The sequence below is a fragment of the Flavilitoribacter nigricans DSM 23189 = NBRC 102662 genome (assembly GCF_002646595.1).
GTDB classification, from domain to species: Bacteria; Bacteroidota; Bacteroidia; order Chitinophagales; family Saprospiraceae; genus Flavilitoribacter; species Flavilitoribacter nigricans.
Genome location: NZ_PDUD01000010.1, coordinates 42,041 through 61,795 on the forward strand (window position 1 = coordinate 42,041; position 19,755 = coordinate 61,795).

General features: G+C 51.9%; 14 protein-coding genes. 8 read left to right on the forward strand and 6 right to left on the reverse strand.

The window, feature by feature from the left end; all coding sequences use genetic code 11:
• Window positions 1–15 precede the first annotated feature (15 nt).
• Both CRP01_RS06440 and CRP01_RS06445 read left to right on the forward strand, forming a co-directional pair.
• Window positions 16–1,995 (forward strand): putative porin, encoded by a 1,980-nt coding sequence (locus tag CRP01_RS06440; protein WP_170110256.1) that lies wholly within the window; start codon window positions 16–18, stop codon window positions 1,993–1,995.
• Window positions 1,996–2,121: 126 nt separating this feature from the next.
• Complete coding sequence (locus CRP01_RS06445) at window positions 2,122–3,138, forward strand: DegT/DnrJ/EryC1/StrS family aminotransferase (protein ID WP_099149198.1); 1,017 nt, start codon at window positions 2,122–2,124, stop codon at window positions 3,136–3,138.
• A gap of 16 nt (window positions 3,139–3,154) precedes the next feature.
• On the opposite strand, the gene CRP01_RS06450 is transcribed toward CRP01_RS06445, so the two are convergent.
• Both CRP01_RS06450 and CRP01_RS06455 read right to left on the reverse strand, forming a co-directional pair.
• Window positions 3,155–3,580, reverse strand: coding sequence for a globin family protein (locus tag CRP01_RS06450; protein ID WP_099149199.1), 426 nt, complete (start codon window positions 3,578–3,580; stop codon window positions 3,155–3,157).
• Window positions 3,581–3,723: 143 nt separating this feature from the next.
• On the reverse strand, window positions 3,724–4,713 hold the full coding sequence (locus CRP01_RS06455) for a sugar phosphate isomerase/epimerase family protein (protein WP_099149200.1): 990 nt from the start codon (window positions 4,711–4,713) through the stop codon (window positions 3,724–3,726).
• Between the two features lie 590 nt (window positions 4,714–5,303).
• On the opposite strand from CRP01_RS06455, the gene CRP01_RS06460 reads away from it, so the two are divergent.
• Window positions 5,304–6,257, forward strand: coding sequence for an N-acetylmuramoyl-L-alanine amidase (locus CRP01_RS06460; RefSeq protein ID WP_099149201.1), 954 nt, complete (start codon window positions 5,304–5,306; stop codon window positions 6,255–6,257).
• Between the two features lie 4 nt (window positions 6,258–6,261).
• Window positions 6,262–6,831 (forward strand): GNAT family N-acetyltransferase, encoded by a 570-nt coding sequence (locus tag CRP01_RS06465; RefSeq protein WP_099149202.1) that lies wholly within the window; start codon window positions 6,262–6,264, stop codon window positions 6,829–6,831.
• Between the two features lie 281 nt (window positions 6,832–7,112).
• On the opposite strand, the gene CRP01_RS06470 is transcribed toward CRP01_RS06465, so the two are convergent.
• Window positions 7,113–8,210 carry a Gfo/Idh/MocA family protein gene (locus CRP01_RS06470; RefSeq protein WP_099149203.1) on the reverse strand — a complete coding sequence of 366 codons (1,098 nt, stop codon included), beginning with the start codon at window positions 8,208–8,210 and terminating at the stop codon, window positions 7,113–7,115.
• Window positions 8,211–8,351: 141 nt separating this feature from the next.
• The gene (locus tag CRP01_RS06475; protein ID WP_099149204.1) at window positions 8,352–9,773 is read right to left on the reverse strand and encodes an alpha/beta fold hydrolase; all 1,422 of its coding nucleotides are present in this window, start codon (window positions 9,771–9,773) and stop codon (window positions 8,352–8,354) included.
• Window positions 9,774–10,546: 773 nt separating this feature from the next.
• On the opposite strand from CRP01_RS06475, the gene CRP01_RS06480 reads away from it, so the two are divergent.
• Window positions 10,547–11,095: an aspartyl protease family protein gene (locus CRP01_RS06480; RefSeq protein ID WP_099149205.1), complete on the forward strand. Its 549-nt coding sequence runs from the start codon at window positions 10,547–10,549 to the stop codon at window positions 11,093–11,095.
• Between the two features lie 23 nt (window positions 11,096–11,118).
• On the opposite strand, the gene CRP01_RS06485 is transcribed toward CRP01_RS06480, so the two are convergent.
• Window positions 11,119–12,195 carry a methyltransferase gene (locus CRP01_RS06485; protein WP_099149206.1) on the reverse strand — a complete coding sequence of 359 codons (1,077 nt, stop codon included), beginning with the start codon at window positions 12,193–12,195 and terminating at the stop codon, window positions 11,119–11,121.
• Window positions 12,192–13,727 carry a hypothetical protein gene (locus CRP01_RS06490; RefSeq protein ID WP_143473293.1) on the reverse strand — a complete coding sequence of 512 codons (1,536 nt, stop codon included), beginning with the start codon at window positions 13,725–13,727 and terminating at the stop codon, window positions 12,192–12,194. Before CRP01_RS06490 ends, CRP01_RS06485 begins: the two co-directional genes overlap by 4 nt.
• Before the next feature lie 566 nt (window positions 13,728–14,293).
• Here CRP01_RS06490 and CRP01_RS06495 point away from each other — a divergent pair.
• From CRP01_RS06495 to CRP01_RS06505, 3 genes are all read left to right on the forward strand, one after another.
• On the forward strand, window positions 14,294–17,506 hold the full coding sequence (locus tag CRP01_RS06495; RefSeq protein ID WP_099149208.1) for a SusC/RagA family TonB-linked outer membrane protein: 3,213 nt from the start codon (window positions 14,294–14,296) through the stop codon (window positions 17,504–17,506).
• A gap of 221 nt (window positions 17,507–17,727) precedes the next feature.
• A complete protein-coding gene (locus CRP01_RS06500) occupies window positions 17,728–19,230 on the forward strand; it encodes a SusD/RagB family nutrient-binding outer membrane lipoprotein (RefSeq protein WP_099149209.1) in 1,503 nt (500 codons plus the stop codon).
• 95 nt (window positions 19,231–19,325) lie between these two features.
• Window positions 19,326–19,724 (forward strand): hypothetical protein, encoded by a 399-nt coding sequence (locus CRP01_RS06505; RefSeq protein WP_099149210.1) that lies wholly within the window; start codon window positions 19,326–19,328, stop codon window positions 19,722–19,724.
• Window positions 19,725–19,755 lie beyond the last annotated feature (31 nt).

The window sequence follows — 19,755 nt, forward strand, 5'->3', positions numbered from 1 at the left end:
TTTTTACTATTCTTGATGGGGTGGGTACTCACCGCAAACGGGCAGCGTTTTCCGACCGGTACCAACAACACCGGCATTGACAGCCGCACTTCCGGCCGCTCCGACAGCGAATTTGAAGAACAGGTCACCGAAGAACCGGATACCTTCGGCGTATTCATTTTTTTTGCGGACAATCCCAATCAGGAAACTGAATACGCTGACACCACTCTCCATCGCAACTTTCAGCAATACGATCCCGCCCGGCGGCGGGAACTCGACTGGAAGACCCTGGGTAACCTCGGATCCGCTTCCGAACCGATGGTCTATCAACCCCGCTTCCGGCAGGGGCTGGACGTAGGGCTGCATCAGTATGATCTCTACATCACCGATGCAGGAGACTTGCCGTTTTACCGGCTGGAACGGGCATTTACCAAACTGGAATACGTTTTGGGCTCCGAACAGGCCGACGGCTACCTCAAAACGAGGTTCAGCCGTAATTTCGCCAACGGGCTCAATTTTTCGCTCTACTACGACCGGATCAGTCAGCTGGGGCGTTTCGATCAGTATCCCAATCAGAACTCCCGGAATACCAGTCTGGGTGGCGGCATGTGGTTCCACAGTAAGAACGATCGCTACGACGGCTTTTTCAGCATCATGGCCAACACCATCGAGCAGGAGGATAACGGTGGGCTGGACTCGCTTCCCTCAACGGGTGGTGTTTTTGCCGATCCGAGTTCCGCCATCGTATTTCTGGAAGACGGCCAGACGCGGCACAGTCACCGGGATTTTAGCTACAAACATTATTACCGTTTCGGGGGGCGTGCCGATTCCACCGGCAATGTTAAACGGGCCTATACCCTATCGCACCGTTTGCGCTACAAACGCAGCAACTATAAGTTCTACGACGCCTTCAATGCCGGCGATACACTTTTTTACAATCGTTACCCGTCGCTGATCACCGACGCGCGCGGGGCTCGCTTTTATATCAATCACCGCGAGATCTCGAATGAATTTACGCTGAGTACCTATAAACTCAGTCAGGTACAGTCGGAGAACGAAGCGCGCAATCAGCGGGACCTGCTGGAGCTGGGATTATTACATCGATACCACGTACTGGATCTGGATGTAGCCGACTCGGTAGTCAATAACCTTTTCCTGACCGGGAAGCTGAATTTCCGGCCGGGCGCGGCGCTCCAGCTCAATACGTCCGCTCACCTGGGCATACTGGGTAATGTTGGTGATTATCGCATCAACGGACAATTGTTTATCGATCTGAAACGATTGGGTAGCCTGAAAGTGGAGGCGACCAATCAGCTGTACCGACCGACGGTACTGCAGGACCGTTTCTATTTGTCCCAACAACAAGTCTGGGACAGGAATTTCACCGCTACTCTGGAGACTAATCTGACGGCCAGTTATCGCCTGCCCTGGCTGGATCTGGAAGTAGGTGCCGGGTACCACCTGATCAATAATTTCATCTACTTTGATACCACCGGTCTGGTACGTCAGACGGGCATTCCGCTCAGCATCACTCAACTTATTATCCGTAAGGATTTCCGGGTAGGGAAATTCCATCTGGACAATACGGTAGCGCTGCAACAGGCCAGTGAACAAACGATCCGCCTGCCAGGTGTTTTCGGCAAACACAGCCTCTACTATACGGGTAAATGGTTTCAGGTACTGGATGTTAAACTGGGACTCGACCTCCGTTACAACACTGCTTACCGGCCACATTACTACAATCCGTTTACCGGCCAATTCCAGTTACAGGACGAGCAGGGAGTGGCCTTTTATCCCATCACGGATGCCTTTTTCAGTATGCGGGTTACCCGTTTTCGGGCCTTTGTGAAATACGAGAATGCCACCAGTGCCATCTTCAACGAACCGAAAAGCCTGATTAATCCCAAAGTCCCCACCCGTGATGTACTCCGCAGTCGGGCCTACTATCAGACCGCCCGCTATCTATTTCCGGACGCGGCCCTGCGGATCGGCGTAAGCTGGCGATTACTGGATTAGGATGTGATGTTGCGGTATTGAAAGATATTTATCCCTTATTGAACTATCCCGGAGCTTCCCGCATTAATCAATTGTCACTTATTGTAAGGCAGATCTTTCACTGTCGGCTAAAATCACTCCGTTTTCATGGACCTCTATTTAAAACCAAAAGACTACCATCCCTGGATCGATGTTTCCAACGTCAATGGCGTTGCGCGCGATGAACCATTCCTTTCGGAACTAGCCCAGGAACTGGCTTGGCCCCAACCGATTACCGCGGCTTTCGGGAACCGGATAGCGATGCTGCAAAACCTGGGTGTGGGGAGTGGAGACTATGTGATCTTGCCCAATCTGAGTCCGGTAGCCTGGGCGCAGGCGGCTATGGCCCTCGGTGCCGACTGCATCCTTATGGACCACGATCCGGAGCACTGGCAGATGGATCTTGATCTGCTGGAAGAGTTCCTGATGAATTACACCATGCTGAACGAACGGGACGAACTGATCCTGAAAAAGGATTCCCGGATCATTCGGGCGATAGTCGTACCTCATCTGCTGGGCGGGATGTGTGATATGGACCGGCTGGTCTTTATCGGCCAACGGTTTAATGTGGCATTGGGAGAAGATATCACCCACGGGCTCGGTAGCAGGTGGAAGGATCAGCCGGCCGGAAGTTTTGGAAGGATCAATTTTTGTGCTTTTTTATCCAATCCGATCGTTCCTTTCGGCCGCTCGGTGATCTTTACCAGCCAGGATAATGTATTGAAAAAGGCGCCGACGGAAGCCTATGTATTGGAACAGATGGGGGAAGATCTGGGTTGGCAGCTGGTCTGGCATGTCAGGTTCATTATCGAATCCTTTCGAAAGCGAGAAGCGGGTTTGCGAAATTTAAGCATTACCGCGGACCTGCAGTGGATGAGCCCGCTGGCGGAAAATCAGACCAACGGTATGTCGATAGCTTTTACCAGCCAAAGAGCGATGTCCGAAACGGCACCACCCCCTGGCCGGCTTAAGCCCCCTATCTATCACCAGCTTCCGTTCAAGAAAAGCCTGTATATTCGTCGGGAGGACTGGTCCTCCAAACTGTACGAAACGGCCCGCGTGTTTCCCATGCATTTCAGCAGCAGGGATCTGGAGGATCAAATTAAAGCGTATTTATCGGAATAAAGGTCTCTCCGGTTTATCAGGCGGCAACTTCGTTACCGGCCTCGATCATAGTGGTAGCGATCAGTCCGTAGACCTCGCCCCAGGCGGTTTTTACCTCCGGAGTGAAATCATCTCCCAGACCGGCTGCCAGGGTATCGATCAGCGCCTGCCCTACGGTATTGTAGTGTTCAGCCGCTACACCGTAGCCAACGTGGCGGCGACCGAGGTTTTGCAAAGCGGGGATTAAAACTTCCGGTTTGGATAAGCTATTAACGGCAACGACCAACATATCGCGCAGTTTATTTCTTTGTTTACCCATTTGTTCTTCGCCGGTGGGGAACAGGTTTTGCAGGGAAGGGTCAATCTCAAAAAGTTTGGTGTAAAAGATCTTCATGGCCAGATCTGCGATCGGAATTACTTTCTGAAAGGAGGTCTGTACCAGGTTTACCGTTTGTGGGTCCATGATCTGATTTTAGGGTTTAACAGGGTTAATTAATGTTTACAGCTGGAATGTGTAAACAAACCCGAAAATGTACCCACCCCATAAAAAAATACCCCGCCAGACGGTAATCTGACGGGGTATACGACCGTAATTTCGGTTGGGTCTTAGCTCAATTCGCGGCCGACTTTCACCAGCAGCTCTTTGGTCAGCCGGATACCTTCCATTTCGGAAACTCCGCTTCCCTCATATTCCACTCCAACAAAGCCGGTATAGTTGGCGTCTTTGACGATCTTCATCAATTGCATGTAATCCGAGTGAGTCTCCATGCCGTCCGGACCAAAATCGTGGGTCTTGGCGCTAACGCCCTTGGCGTACGGCATCAGTTCCTTCACCCCTTTGTAACGGTCGTATTCCTCCAGGCAGATCCGCTCTCCGGCATCGTTCTGGCCCCTTTCGATACAGAAGTTCCCGAAATCGGGCAGCGTACCGACATTGTTCTTACCTACTTCCCGCATTACTCCGGACAGCCACTGCCCGTTGGAAGAATATCCTCCGTGGTTCTCCACGATCACGTTGATGTTGGCCTGGGCGGCGTAATCACCCAGCAGGCTCAGGCTTTTTACCGCTTGTCCGGCTACCTCTTCGGAAGATCCTTCTCCGTATGCATTCACCCGGATAGAGGAACATCCCAGGAAGTTGGCGGCATCTACCCATTTGTAGTGGTTTTCCACAGCTTTCATGCGCTCGGCTTCGTCGCCGTTGCCCAGTCCACCTTCACCGTCGATCATGATCAATACGTTCTGCACGCCGTGATCACTCGCTCTTTTTTTCATTTCGGTGAGATAGGCATTGTCCTTGGCTTTATCTTTAAAGAACTGGTTCACGTATTCCAGGCCGTCGATATCGAACTCCTCCCGGGCGATCCGGGCAAAATCCAGATTATCGATCTCTTTGGCAAAGAGGGCCTTGTGCAGGGACCACTGGGCCAGGGAGATCTTAAAGAACAGATCACCACCCGCATCCATTCCTTCGCTTTCGCTGGCAGTATCTTCGGTACCTTCGGCAGTTGTGTTAGGTCCGCAGGCGGTCAGGTGCAATAGACCGGCTCCTAAAACAAGCTGTCCGGAGCGCGTGATAAAACGTCTTCTTTTCATAAATCTTTAGGTTTAAGTGAAAGGTAAATCTTTAAGCGTGAGGTTCAGTACATCATTGCAGCGGTTCGGGGAATTCGGTTCTCCCGATCGTAAAAGCAAAGGTAATTATTTTTGCGGCTCCCGCCCCCTACCCTTTTGGGCAGCGTAGGTCCTTCCCTTTTCGTGCTTTCCACTGCTCCCATTCGCACCGTACGCCTGGACTCCGATCAGTGATAAAAAGGGCCGGATGGGCCCTTCGATTCCCGGGCCGGCCCAAATCCGGCACCGGCGGGATCATTTCCCGTTTTCATCCCTTGTAATGGATATTTTTTCTCGATCACGGTCTAATATTACCCGATCCCGCTACGTTTGAAATGACAACAGGTATTTTTGTAGTCAAATGCGCTAAGTATTATCCCTTATACCTATATTTGGTTTCTTACTGGAGTATGCTTATTTTTTTGAAATTTTAGAGCTTTTTGGTAGCGGGTTTTAGACTTAACAACCTAATTGTTGTCTAAAAAACCCGCCAAACAGGATCTCATAGCGCGAATCTCCGTATACACTGCAGAAGTGCCTGCCACCATTCACGAGCAAAACCCATATGGTATATGTTATCCAAACTACTGGACGCGATCAAATCCCTCTTTAGCAACCTTTTCGGCGGAGGGAAATCCAAAGAAAAAACCGACACCTCCAGCCCGAAAACCACCGACGAAGATATCCTGATCCCGCAGGACGGCTCCGAGATCACTCCCGATACCGTGGTGGTGATCGCCAACGAAATGGAGACCATCGAGATCATTCCAACCGAACCGGACAAAGATTTTGACGAAGATGTTTTTGACGAAGACCCTCGGGTCGATCCCGCTCCCGAGGAGATCATCATACCGCCGGTGAATGAACCGGTTGTGGATCCGGGAGAGCTGGAGGAACCGGCACCGCCCAAACCCAACAGCCGATACCTATGGTGTCTGGACAACGGCCACGGTGAAAAAACACCGGGAAAAAGATCGCCTCTTTTTGAAGACGGCAAAACGCAACTGCTCGAATACGAATTCAACCGGGACATCGTCCGCCGGATCATGATCGAGCTGGACAAGCACGGTATCGCCTACCATAACGTAGTACCGGAAACGGATATCGATGATTTTCTGCAGGGCCGGGTGGATCGGGCCAATGATTTTGAGACCGAACTGCCTAAGCTATTCATATCCGTACATTCCAATGCTGCGCCCGCACGTTCCAGTAAGAGCTGGGCCTCCGACAGCATCAGCGGTATCGAGACCTGGCACTACCACGGAAGCAAACGCGGCCAGAAAATGGCTTCGATCTTCCAGCGTCACCTGATCAATAAAACGAAACTCAAGAACCGCCACCTGAAGTCGAGACCGGAAAGCCAGTTCTTCGTACTGCGCAAAACTAAAATGACGGCGGTCCTGACGGAAAACGGATTTTACAATAATCGGGCGGAAGCACTCAACCTGATGAAGGAAGAAGTACGCCAGCAAATTGCGGATGCACACGTAGCCGCCATTCTAGAGATCGAGGAAAACGGCTTATAAAAGTATGCGTCCTGAATTATTTGAATTAGATACGGCTTTACTCACGGCCCGAACCGTTGTTCGGCGATTCCGGGAAAATGAAGGTGGCCAGTTTTACGATCTGTTCCAGGCAAATCGCAATTTACTGATCGACAATTTCCCGAAAACCGAACGCGCCCTGGCCAGTAAGGAAAAAGCGGAAAAATACATTCGCCAGAGTATCTGCGACTGGCTGTTCCATCGCGATTTTGTTTTCGGCATCTGGGATAACGAATCCGCCCGGCTGATCGGGTTCATTCGCATCTTTCACATCGACTGGGATGTCCCGAAGGGCGAACTGGCCTATTTTCTGGATAAAGATTTCAGCGGAAAAGGCATCATGACGGAGACGATGTATGCAGTAGTCCAGCTGGCCATCAAAAAAATGGGCTTCTCCAAGCTCTATATCCGTACCGCCACCGATAATTACGGCAGCCAGCGCGTTGCCCGCAAACTGGGCTTCCGCCGGGAAGGGGATTATCGCAGCGATTTTCGAACGCCCACCGGCGATCTGCTGGATACGATGGTTTTTGGCCTTACGGCGCAGGAGTTTTAGTGAGGGGTCAGGGGGAGAGGGGTCAGGAGTCAGGATTATAGGGGTCAGAGGTGTCAGGGGTTAGGTGCAGAACAAGCTCACCCCTGACATCTTACACCTAAACTCACCAGTCTTCAATCTACTGATTATCAAACAATTATATAAATTTCCGCCATTAACCACCAATTAACCTCTCAACAACTCATATCTGACACCTCTTCCCCTGCCCCCTGACACCTCAACAACCAACACATCTCGCCTCCCCACTCGCTCCTGCTCACCTGACACCTGACACCTCCCTCCTAATACTCCACCTCCGTCTCCTTCCCGGTTTTGGCCGCTTTAAAGATCGCTTCGATAATTTTCAGATCCTTCAACCCTTCCTCTCCCGGAGCTTTGGTCGTCTTTTTTTCCTTGATCGCCAGTGCGAAATCATCCATCTGCGCCGTTTGCTGGTAGGTCGGGGCTTCGATCTCCATGGTACCGTCCCGCGTTTCTCCTTTAGCACCGGTGGCATTGAATGCCGGCTGGAGTCGCCACCATCCACGTTCGGCGGAAGCGTACAGTCGATCCAGATAGGTAGAATACGAAGTACTGTGATTGCTCAGGCCGCCGTCCGGAAAGCGCATTTGCCAGGTCATGGTTTCGTAGATCCCCTTGAAGATATCCGGCTGAAAAACGTAGCCCTGGGCCGTTACCCGCATGGGGTCGGTACCGAATACGCGACGCGCCCCCTGGATAGCGTATAGCCCCAGATCGACCAGCGCCCCGCCGCCGCCTTTGTCCTTATGTAAGCGCCAGCTTTTGGGATCGGCCATGGAAAAACCCAGTCCGGCTTCTACAAGATTGACCTTTCCGTAGACTTTCTCCGCGCCGAGCCGACGGGATTCCAGATGGTGCGGTTCGTAGTACAGGCGGTAACCGACCTGTAGTTTGACGCCGGCCTTTTTGCAGGCCTCTACCATGGTTTTTCCCTCTGCCACCGACATAGCCATCGGTTTTTCACAGATGACGTGTTTACCGGCTTTGGCCGCCCGGATGGTGTATTCCGCGTGCATGAAGTTCGGCAGTACGATATAAATGATATCCACCTCCGGGTTGTCCTTGAGCTGGTCAAAAGTCTCGTAGTTGTAAATATTCTTTTCGGGGATATTGTAATCTTTCGACCACTGTTCGGCCTTTTCCGGAGTTCCCGTTACGATGGCGGCCAGGCGGCAGTGTTTGGTATGCTGCAGAGCCGGCGCCAGTTGGTGGGTACTGTAGCGTCCCAGTCCCACCAGGGCGATCCCCAGTTGCTTCTCCTCACCGGTTTTCTCCCCAAAATTTAACAACGGCAGACTCATGGCGGCAAGCCCCATCATCGAAGATTGCCGGATGAAATTTCTTCTTTTATGATCCATATACTATTGGTATTAGAATGATTAATAGTCCGATACGGGGGGCGGGTGTTTCTGTTCCGAAATTGAAATATAATTGGTCCGGAATTGTGATCATGACCGGGCGCCGGACAAGAAATAGCCGGCACCCGATCGCTCTCTCACCTAATTTTTACCTAATTTTTTATGCCCTGTCCGCATACTGGCCTCCATCCAGTCGGCTACGATGCGGACGAGTTCTTTATTAAAATTGGCCGCCATGTAGCTATTGTTAAAAGATCCATTGCGGCGCATTTCCACATACTCCGACATGGAAGGCACCCGGGCAAAAGCATGTTCGGTGCCTTCCAGCAGTACGAATTTTCCTTTACCGGGATGATAATCATTGACCATTTCGGCGATCAGCTGTGCCCCCGTCGGGTTGATGGCGTGAATGTCGTGCTCGCCGTAAATGGCTAAAGTCTCCACACCGGCATCGCGCCAGGCCTGCACGGGATTAGCCGCGTTCAGCCCCCGCCAAAAGGTGTAATGCCTGCCAACGAAACGGCTGTCGCCATCATAGTCCAGTATGCGATTGTCCAGTTGATTTTTTATAGTGGGGTCTTCGGCCATTTCCGCCACGGATTGGTCCGACAAAAAGAGCGCCGCCAAAAATTTCTGAGCGTCCCGGCTGGCATCCTCGGTCCGGATCCAGTCGTCCCGGCGAACGTAGGCCTGGTCCCGAAATACTTTTTGCATGTATTCGTACCAGGATTCGAAAACCGTCCCGTACACCGCCACACCCCGTGGATGATGGCGCGCTGCCAGCAAAGGTGCCGTCACCCCTCCCAGAGAGTGCCCGAAGTAAAAGATATGCTCCTGATCGATAAAATCGAGATCGGCAAGTCCGCTAATAGCCGCATCGAAAGCAGCTACTTCCGTATCGTAGTCGATATCTCCGCAATCCAGGCTGCCCTCGCTATCCCCTACCCCCGGCTTTTCCACCCGGTATACGGCAAAGCCCCGCTCTACCAGTCCGTCTACCAACTGCCGGATGGGCGAGCCCGGATCATAATAGTAATCAATGGAACTACAACTGAAACCCTGTAGGAAAACCACCAGAGGAAGCTGCCCATCCGCTTTGGGTACGTGCATAATGGAGCGCAGTTTACCACCCTCGAAGGGTACGGCTCCATAGATCACCTCCGCCAGATCGGAAGTCTCCATCGGTTTGCCCTGCACATTACCACTCAGAGAGATGGATTTCCCATCCCTGCGAACTTTCAGTCGAAGGGGCTGCCCGGCCCGCCAGGTTTGGGTGATCGATACTACTTCCGATATTTCATTGGTGGGTACACCGTTGACGGACAGGAGCACATCTCCCGCCCGCAACTGAAGGGCCGCTCCCGTTCCTCCGGGAAGCACTTCCGAAATGTAAGCGCCACCGGTCGCTTCCAACCCAGCGGCCTTCGCTCTGGTTTCCGTCATCGCCTCCAGGCGAACTCCGAGCGATCCCTTCCGGGCCAGATCGGCCGTCTGAGCATTAAGCGTGAAGGTGAATAGCGTCAATACCACGAATAAATAAACAGTCGGGTGATTCTTTTCCATAATGCAATCGTTTTGCCGGCCCGCAGCAGGGCCCGGGCGGAAAGTTAGGATCAATACGGAATAAGATGTGGCAGGAAAATTACAGGAAAGCAGCCCGTTTCAAAACGGGCAGGTGGCATTGATTTGAAAGCTAAAATAAGGATTTCCGAAGCCATTTCCCCGGAACCGGCTGTGAAATAGATCAATGGATAAATTATATCCCTAAACGGGGATTCAGATCGGATATAAGAAACTTTTTTAAAATAAATACTGGTCTAGGAAGCGCGCATTTTCCACCTGCTCTTCGTTACGAAAAAGATTACGGAGCTGGGCTATGCTCACTTTTTCGCGCCTCCATCAGTCGCAAAATGCGAGCTTCCCGACGGCAGCACCATTTTTAAAATAGTTTCTAAGTAAATTCCCGAATACTGAACCATTTCTGACCTGATCCCGTTGCTACTATACTGCCGTTACGGCCTGCTAAAATGTGCAGGCAGTTGTAACAACTGCCCCTTCTTTCCGGTCCCGATCAACAGTACGAACTGATCATTCGGCCAGCTTGAAAAGTTGTCCGAAATTGGGCACTGATCTATTGCCTTCACCAGAGACCCCTACTCTCATTTTCCTTATGACTTTTCATATTTTGCGTTTTTTGGCGAAGAAAATTTGTTAAACAATAAAATTTCAAAATAAAACACAGTTTTAGTTTGAACTAAATGCAAAAACTTCTCGTTCTTTGAGTACGCATAATACCGGTTCGGAGGTTCCGATAATCTCCGCTCAACACCGCCAACATGAAATACCTAACCGCCTCCAGGTCTATCCTGGGGTTTTTGCTGCTCTGCCTGCTCGCCCTCCCCGCCGGCAAAGCTCAGACGACTGTAGAATTGGACATGATGTCACAGGATGACAAACCCCTTGTCCGGGCCCGCATCAACGGTCAAAATGCCTATTTTCTAGTGGATACTGGTTCCGATATCAGCCTGCTGTTTGCCGAATTTCAGGATTCTTTCGGTTTTCAGACCAATGATGGCGCACCCTCCGGCCTCAAGAACATTACCGGCGTGCAGGGTAAAAGTGTTTCGCTCCAGCGCACCTACAACGCCCGGGTAGAGGCGGAAGGCTGCTTCTTCCCCATTCGGTTCCCCGCACTGGAAGGCGGTCGCTATCTACAGGTAGTGAAACAGAACAGTGAACTTCAAATTGTCGGGATTATCGGCGTTGACCTGATGCGTCAACTTAAAGTACAGATCGATTACAGCCGGGATAAGGTAGCCATGGTCTTTCCGGATCGGGTCTGTAAGGTCAGTCAGGCGGAAACCAAAATGACGGGAGATCGCTAAAGCTGATAAGCAGATAATTTCTTTCAATACCTGAAGCGGATGATCTCCGCCAGTTTACCCCGTATCCGGGTCGTTGCGATCCGTTCGCTTTTTCTTTCCAGCTTTTCCTCCAGCAATTCCCGCAACTCAGTAGGCAACAGTAAGACCGATACGCTGCTGTGTCGCAACCATTGCTCCAGTCCGGCCACGAAGCCGGCAATGTTTCCCTCACTGATCTGATGCTTTTCGTCCCAGGGTGGATTACTCAGTAGATAGTAGCCCGTTTTTTCGGGGAGCTGCCGGAGGCTATTTTCGGAATGCAGTTCGATATTTACGCCGGCCTGTTCGCTGCTTTTAAGGGCGATGCTCAGTGCCTCCTCGCTAATATCCCAGCCCTCGTGGGTACATTCCGGATGGCGAAGGGCCGATTCGATCAGGATCGTTCCCGAACCACAAAAAGGGTCGAGTATATGACTGCCCGGCGGTGGAGCCAATGCGCGGGCCATGGCCGCGGCGACCGTAGTATGCAACTGGCCATCGTAGCGAATATTGCGCCAGGGCCGTCGGTGCAAAGGTGTATCCCACAATCCCAGGCCAAAAAAAGCGGTATCGTCCTCAATGTGGCAGCGCAGTCGCAATTCTCCGTCCACTTTGCCGTCTTTATTTTCGTTGTTCAGTACCTGCAGACCGGAATGCCGGGTGATCTGCCTGCCGATAATTTCCTCCACATAAAAGCGATTGAAATTGCGCTTCCCGACAAAACTGACGGTCGGCCGGATGTATCCGCCGGAATGATCGCCCGCAAGATTACGGTCCAGGACTGCTTCCAGAAAGGGAATGATCGACTGCACGCTGTCTTTGCTACGATCCATCCCGCGACAGCCTCCCCAGAAAGCGTAGACATCATCCACCAGACGGATCTTTCGGACCAGTTCCCTGTGGTCAAGATCGGCACCGGCCTTGAGACGAACGAATACATTGCGATGGGTCTGTACCGAACGCTCGACGGGCAGCACAGCACCGATCTCGGCGGCAGCTTCAGCCTCCAGCCCCATGGGCGTTCTGAACCAGTAGCGTTCGTGATCTCCGCCACTATCCAGCAACCATTCCGGCCGGTTCATACGCTCTGTTTTTTCAGGGATAATTCCGCCATGGTCTTTTTCGCCAGCAGGCTTTCTACCCACAGTGGAACATTCAGGTACAGAAACGCCCGGCGCAGGAAGGGAGCCGACTCCAACGGCAGCAGTTCCGCCCGGAATTCCCGTAATCTTTTCTCGCGATCGTAAGTACCGGCGGTACTCAGCTTTTTAAAATGCCGCAGGCACAGCTTCTGCAGTCGGTTGCGTTCCTTGGATTTCTGGATAAGCCGGCCCGCTGAAGCCAGCAGGTATTCCAGTACTTCCAGATTATTCATTTCATAATGCGCCATGAACAGCAGCAGCCGGGCGTAGATGATGATGTCGTCCCGCAGGTGCGAACCCGCATTGATGATCGGCTGCAGATAGTGTACGCAGAGATCCGGCTGGCCATTGGCCAAATGGATGGCTGCGATCTTATAGTACAACAGGTGGACTTTGTGCGGGTCCAGCAGCGATTGGAATTTTTTAATACCGGCATCGATCTTCGGCAACAGCAGCAGGCTCTTTTTTAGATCACCGGAAATAAAACAGTGATTGATCTTGGCGAGCTGCGTATAGAGAAAGGCCAGGATCCGGGAATTTTCGTTCAGGCTTTTTCCTCTTTGCCGAACAAATGTTTCCAGTTGATCCCGCGTAGCAGAGAAGGTAGGCAGGTCGGAAAGATAATACGCAGCGATCATCAGGGAATGGAGCGCGTGGAGATAACTATCCACATCTTCGTCAATTTCCTTCGGAGCTTTCCGGTAGAGCACCACCCATTCGTTGGCGACCTCCCGGCACTTTTCCATGTCCAGCAGTAAATAGTGTAACCAGTACTGCGACTGGTGATAGTGTACCTTTTCGAAAAAAGTCAGGTCCGACACCTCCACGCTGGAAAAGCAGTAGGCGTAATCGATCGCAATCTCCTCCTGGGCTTTCCGGTTGCGTACGTGTCCGTTGTTGATAAACGAGCGCTGAAGTTCGAGTTTCAGATTGGACCATTCCACAATATTGCTGTTCACCTTCGCTCGTTTGGAGGCTTCTTCGATCAGTCCCGACATGCGCTTGGTAGTACTGCGGGTAATGTGCCTGGATTCGATCCGTTTTTCAAATTCGACGATCTCCAGGTGCAGCAGGTCCTGGTGGTGGTCCCGCGCTTTGGTCTTGGCCTTGTCCAGAATACGCAGGGCCTGCAGGTAAAGTCCGCGACCGTAGAGGATCTGTGCGTAGTTGATCAATTCGCGGATTTGAATGTCCAGATCCTGCTTGATCCGGATCAATCGCAGACTCGTCAGTATATGTTGGTAAAGATTGCGTTTGAGGTTGGACAACTGATGAGGCGTTTTGATCTTCAGTTGTTTACGCAGTTGCGCTTCATCATAGGTATCCCACTTCTCTAAAATGGCAAATAATTGAAAAAACTTTACTTCACCCTCTTTTTGCAATCGCCGGATGTAAAGCTTGAAGTTTCGTTTTTCTGCCTTGGTTAGAGACTGAATAAGCCCAAATAACATGTCCCCTTGGGAAATAGGCATAGCATTACTAGTTTCTGTCTACCCGCTTAATGAAATAAAAAATTATGCCAAACCAGCCTTTTCAGAATAGTGATTTGGGAAATATCAGCTCTAGTAAAATTTTTGATGGAAATTCCACCCCCTAAAGGTGAAGCCCATAATATTGGCTAAAGCAAGTTACGCAAAATTCGATTATTTTTTAATACTGCCCAACTATACCTTTGAGTTCATCATTGATATAGAGAAAAAATCAAGTCAGCCCCGATAGCCAACGTGAAACCTTACCAGTAAAACCAAATTAACCATTAGCAAGCAAATACTCCCGGACCAGGTCCTACTCTGAGCTCCGGGAGCGCGTGCTTCTCTAGACATCAATTTCGTGGCGAAAACCGCCCGTTCAAACAAGTCGTGCACGCTTTCATCAAACGTTTGGTTCATTGGGGAAATGTTCGAACAGTCCTCACAATTACTTTCATCAATTACATAAGCCCGGCAATTGCTACTGCGACAAAACTAGAGTTCTTTTTCTGGCTTTGGAAGGTTCTTATTTAAGCATAAGAAAGGGCCCTCCTACAATCAAATTTGCCATGATGACACGTTTACACTTACTGCTTATTTTGTGCATGAGCGGAGCGATCTCCCTTTATGCCGACCGTCCCCTGGAAGGGATCATTACAGATGGTAACGAACCCTTAATTGGTGCCACCGTTTTGGTCAAAGGAACAGCCAAAGGTACCATTACCGATTTTGAAGGAAAATTCGAACTGATGGTAGCCGAAGATGCCGAGATGCTGATCGTCTCCTATACCGGCTACGAGACCATGGAAGTGGCTATCGGTTCTCAATCTTACCTGGAGATCATTCTCAAAGAAACGGAAATAACCCTGGGCGAAGTGGTCGTCACCGCACTCGGGGTCGAACGCGAGAAAAAAGCGCTGGGTTACGCCGTGCAGGATGTGGATGCATCCGAATTGGCCAAAGCCCGGAGCACCAATGTGGTCAACGGCCTGTCCGGAAGGGTAGCCGGTATCCAGATCACGGCGGCCAATGCCCCGGGAGGCGGTTCCCAGGTAACCATCCGGGGGAATGCGTCCATTCTGGGTAACAACCAACCCCTGTACGTCATTGACGGGGTACCGATGGAAGGCGATTTCGCCGCTCCGATCTCCAATGCCGACGACAACAATGTTTACGGTGGCGGCGTCTCGGAGATCAGTCCCGATAATATCGAATCCATTACCGTACTGAAGGGAGCCAATGCGGCTGCGCTTTACGGCTCACGCGCCGCTAACGGCGTTGTACTGATCACGACCAAGACCGGTGCCGGTACGGAGGGCATCTCCGTGGATTATACCGGTGGATACACCGTGGAAGATCCCCTGGTAGTACCTACTTTCCAGGACACCTACGGTGGTGGTAACGGTTATGTAACCTGGTATGCGGACGGACGGAACGGTGGCATTACCGACCCGCTGGCCGTAGAACAGTTCCAGGCCGCTTACGGCACGGATTATCCGCTCAACGGTACGGCCGGGGTGGACGAAAGCTGGGGTGCACCGATGGACGGCCGCCTGGTACGCACCTGGTGGTCCGGCACGGAAGTAGCGCCTTTGGTACCGGTACCCGATAGCTGGTCCAACCTCTGGGAAACCGGCTCTACCATCAACAACAGTGTGGGTATTTCCAGTACGTATTCCAAAGGGAATTTCCGCTTTGCTTTTGGCAATCTTCGTCAAAAGGGGATCCTGTATAATAATGATTACCGCCGCGATAACTATCGCTTCAACATCACGCATAACCTGACGGACAAACTATCCGTTAAGGTGAGCTCCGAATACATCAAATCCGGTTCCGACAACCGGCAGCAACCTGCATTCTGGGAACCGCAGACCTGGCACCACCGCCACGATGACTGGGGCAAACTCAAGGACTGGAAACAATTTATGGGCGTACACATTACCCGTGAAGGGGATGAGTATCCCTACGCCAACTGGCAGCACTCCTTCGCCATGAACCGCTTCTACGAGCAGGAGTTCCTGACGCACAGTAATGATAAAGACCGTTTCCTGGGTAATATCGCTTTAACGTACGAGTTCACACCGGCCCTGAGCCTGATGGTCCGTACCGGTACCGACCTTTGGACGGACACCCGCGTCAACGTTACCCGCCACGCTCAGATCAAAAGCGGAACCCTGCGTACGGAAGCCTTTAACGAGGATGTATTGCGCAGACAGGAGAGCAATTCCGATTTCATTTTCACCTTTAATAAATACATCGGACAGGATCTTTCCGTTAACGCCCAGTTTGGCGGTGCCAACCGGACGAACTATTACAAAAGAAACTACACGGCCGTCAATGACGTAACCATCAACGGCTTGTACAACGTAGCCAACAACGCTACGACGAATACCAACCGCAGCCGGATCGAAGAGAAGGAAGTAAACAGTTTATTTGGTGCACTGAGCTTCGGCTACCGCAGTTTCCTCTACCTGGATATCACGGGCCGGAACGACTGGTCCAGTACGCTGCCGGTTGCTAACAACTCCTACTTCTACCCCTCTTTCTCCCTGAGTACGGTACTGACGGAAATGTTGCAGATCCAGAGCCCGGTACTCTCCTACGCCAAGGTTAGAGCCAGTTGGGCCCAGGTGGGTAACGATACTGACCCGTACCGTTTATCTCAGATCTTCAATCCGAGAGATCCCTGGAATGCCTCTACCCCGGTATTCTCCGAAAGTACGGCTATCGCCAATAATGACCTGAAACCGGAACGTACCACCGGTATCGAATTCGGTGCGGATCTGCGCTTCTTCGGAGCCCGCCTCGGACTGGATGTTACCTACTACAATCAGACGACCACCGACCAGATCATCAACATTGCCGTATCCAAAGCTACCGGTTACGACAGTAAAGTGATCAATGCCGGTGAGATCACCAATAAAGGTATTGAAGCCGTACTGTACGGCACCCTGTTCAAACAGAAGGATTTCACCTGGGATGTAGCGATCAACTTTGCTAAAAACAACAACCAGATCGTAGATCTTTACACCGACGCCAATGGCAACGAACTGGAAACCATCGTACTGACCTCCCGCCGGGGCCTCAGCCTCGAAGCACGCGTAGGCCAGCCTTACGGTACCTTGTTCGGCAGCGCCTATCTGCGGGTGCCCGACGGCCCCAATGCCGGTCAGATCATCTTCAAGGACGGTATCCCACAGGTGGATCCCAACCTGCAGATCATCGGCAACGTTACGCCCGACTTTCTGGGCGGTATCCAGAACAGCATCAGCTGGAAAAACTTCAGCATCAGCGCTTTGATCGACGCCAAGATCGGTGGTGATATCGCCGATGAAAGTTCCTCGACCGGTATGCAGACCGGTATCTACCCCATCACTGCCCTGGGGCGCGAGGAAGGTGTGATCGGTATTGGTGTGAAGAACATCGGTTCGGAGGAAAATCCGGAGTATGTGCCTAACGATGTGGTGGCACCGACCAAATCCGTCACCCGGATGTTGAGTGTACGCTCAGTCAACGAAGGCGCTATCTACGATGCAACTTACGTCAAGCTGCGCGAGGTGAGCATTTCCTACGCACTGCCCAATACCCTGATGAACAAAATCGGCTTCGTTAAAAGCGCCCGCCTTTCCCTGGTAGGTCGCAACCTGGCCATGATCTACAACGGTCACCATCAGATTGATCCGGAACTAAACATCTTCGGCGGTAACCTGCAGGGCGCGTTGTACTACGCTACGCTGCCTTCCACCCGCAGTGTCGGTGTCAACCTGAACGTGGTATTCTAAGAGACTGTTTGAAAACCTCTCACTGGGTTCCAAAACGCGGCTTTTGCCGCCACTTTGCACCTATTTTTAACTCCGTAGCTGGGCTATGCAGTGAAAAATAGCTTTCAATTAACGGCAAAATCCGGGTTTTTCTCCGGCAGCAGAAGTCTTCAAACAGTCTCTAAGCGGTAGCTGGCCGATCGCTGACTACTGATTATGACTACAGACTAAATTCAACAATTATGAAAAAATTCATCATATACACTATTCTCGGACTGTTCGGAACGGCGTTTCTCCTGCCTTCCTGCACCGGGGATTTCGAAGAAATGAACACCAATCCCAACGAGCCCACCCTGGTGCCGCCGGAAGTTATCTTCCCCTACGCCACCCGGGAAGGTATCGACCGCATCCACGGCCACCGCTCCCGTCTGGAACGGCTGGGGCTCGACGGAGGGATGCTTTGGGTCCAATACTTTGCCCGCAATCAGTATACGAACGAGGGCGACACCTACAACCCTGATGCTTCCATGCGGAACAACAACTGGGAAGGATTCTACAATGAAAGCATCATCAACTTCCAGAAAGTGATCGATCTGACGAGCGATCCGGAAGGACAGTATTACAATGAGAACTATACCGCTATCGCGATGACCATGCGGGCGTACCTGTTCGCCATTGTAACGGACACCTGGGGATCGATCCCCTACTCCGACGCATTGAAGGGATCTACGGAGAACAACCTGGCTCCGGCTTATGATTCCCAGGAAAGCATTTACGCCGGTTTGCTGGCGGATCTGAAAATGGCGGCAGACATGCTCGACCCCGCCGGAAAACGGCTGCCCGGAGATATCCTCTTCGATGGGGACATTCTGCGCTGGCAAAAATTCACCAACTCCCTGCGGCTGCGACTGGCTAACCGTCAGGCGGCTAAGAAAGCCGCCGAATCCAAAGCCGTTTTCACGGAGATCATGGGCGACCCTGCGGCTTATCCCATTTTCACCAGCAACGATGACTTTGCGGCACTGAACCACGAGGCGCGTCTGAACAGCAACAACAATAACGCCTGGCACGATGTCATGGTGATCAGCGCCCGGGAAGACTGGTCGATTAGCCAGACCCTGATCGACGCTATGACGGACGGTGAAGGTCGCCCGACAGATCCCCGGATCACCGTTTACGCCGAACCGTCGCTCGCCGGTCCGATGGCCGGCGGATACACCGGTGCCCCGAACGGATTACCGGAAGCCAACGCTAGTGTATACATCAACACCGCTTCCCGGCCGGGTAGCTGGTTTACGCAGGAAAAGGCTCCGTTTTTCATCATGACCTACAGTGAACTGCTGTTCACGCTGGCGGAAGCCGCCCTGGACGGTGATTACACCGGAGGTGAAACGGCAATGACCTACCTCGAAATGGCGATCAAAGCTTCCTTCGAACAATATGGTCTGGAAATGCCCGCCGGCTATACGGATGGCATGACGGCCGATAAGGAAACCATCATGACGGAGAAATGGAAAGCGCTGTTCAGCCAGGGCATCGAAGCCTGGACGGAATACCGCCGTACCGGCTATCCGGTACTGCCGGAAGCCCATCCGGATGCCATTTTCGAAAACGATGGACAGGTACCCACCCGACTGCGGTATCCGGAATCCGAGTACTCGCTCAACGGGGCTAACGTAGCCCAGGGTGCCAGTCTGAACGGAGGATCGGACGATAAGCTGACCAAACTCTGGTGGGCGGAATAATGACCAGATAGGTAATCATTAAAAAACTAAGAACGGCTCACCGGGGCGATTTCCTCTGCTCCCAGCTCCGGTGAGTGCGTCAAAAAAATAACGTTATGCTAAGTCGCAATTTATTCCTGTTGGTACTGGTCGGTTGTTTCCTGGCTTCCTGCGCTAAGGACGACCTGGCCTTTGATATCATCGAATCGCCGGTACTGGCGCAATTTGAAGCCCTGGGCGATACCGATCCGGGCATGCTGAAAGTGAAAGCTACCTTCCTGGACCTGGACAAAAGTGGCATTCTCGACCAGAACATCGGCATTGATTCGCTGCCGGTAGCCGGCCTCGAGATCAAGGTGTACGTCTTCGAATCCGACCTCGTCGGAGAGTTGATGACCGATTCTGACGGAAGCGTCATTTTCGAAGAGGAGATCACCAATCTGATGGGCGCCAGCCGCCTGGAATGGGTCGGCGTCTACGAAGATACGCCCTTCCGTATTTATCAAAACTTCTAAAAGCAAAGGGAGAACAGGGGCCGCGGGCCGA

Coding starts and splice junctions, on each gene's coding strand:
- CRP01_RS06440 (WP_170110256.1), top strand. CDS start 16: ATGGGGTGGGTACTCACCGCAAACGGGCAGCGTTTTCCGACCGGTACC.
- CRP01_RS06445 (WP_099149198.1), top strand. CDS start 2,122: ATGGACCTCTATTTAAAACCAAAAGACTACCATCCCTGGATCGATGTT.
- CRP01_RS06450 (WP_099149199.1), bottom strand. CDS start 3,580: ATGGACCCACAAACGGTAAACCTGGTACAGACCTCCTTTCAGAAAGTA.
- CRP01_RS06455 (WP_099149200.1), bottom strand. CDS start 4,713: ATGAAAAGAAGACGTTTTATCACGCGCTCCGGACAGCTTGTTTTAGGA.
- CRP01_RS06460 (WP_099149201.1), top strand. CDS start 5,304: ATGTTATCCAAACTACTGGACGCGATCAAATCCCTCTTTAGCAACCTT.
- CRP01_RS06465 (WP_099149202.1), top strand. CDS start 6,262: ATGCGTCCTGAATTATTTGAATTAGATACGGCTTTACTCACGGCCCGA.
- CRP01_RS06470 (WP_099149203.1), bottom strand. CDS start 8,210: ATGGATCATAAAAGAAGAAATTTCATCCGGCAATCTTCGATGATGGGG.
- CRP01_RS06475 (WP_099149204.1), bottom strand. CDS start 9,773: ATGGAAAAGAATCACCCGACTGTTTATTTATTCGTGGTATTGACGCTA.
- CRP01_RS06480 (WP_099149205.1), top strand. CDS start 10,547: ATGAAATACCTAACCGCCTCCAGGTCTATCCTGGGGTTTTTGCTGCTC.
- CRP01_RS06485 (WP_099149206.1), bottom strand. CDS start 12,195: ATGAACCGGCCGGAATGGTTGCTGGATAGTGGCGGAGATCACGAACGC.
- CRP01_RS06490 (WP_143473293.1), bottom strand. CDS start 13,727: ATGCCTATTTCCCAAGGGGACATGTTATTTGGGCTTATTCAGTCTCTA.
- CRP01_RS06495 (WP_099149208.1), top strand. CDS start 14,294: ATGATGACACGTTTACACTTACTGCTTATTTTGTGCATGAGCGGAGCG.
- CRP01_RS06500 (WP_099149209.1), top strand. CDS start 17,728: ATGAAAAAATTCATCATATACACTATTCTCGGACTGTTCGGAACGGCG.
- CRP01_RS06505 (WP_099149210.1), top strand. CDS start 19,326: ATGCTAAGTCGCAATTTATTCCTGTTGGTACTGGTCGGTTGTTTCCTG.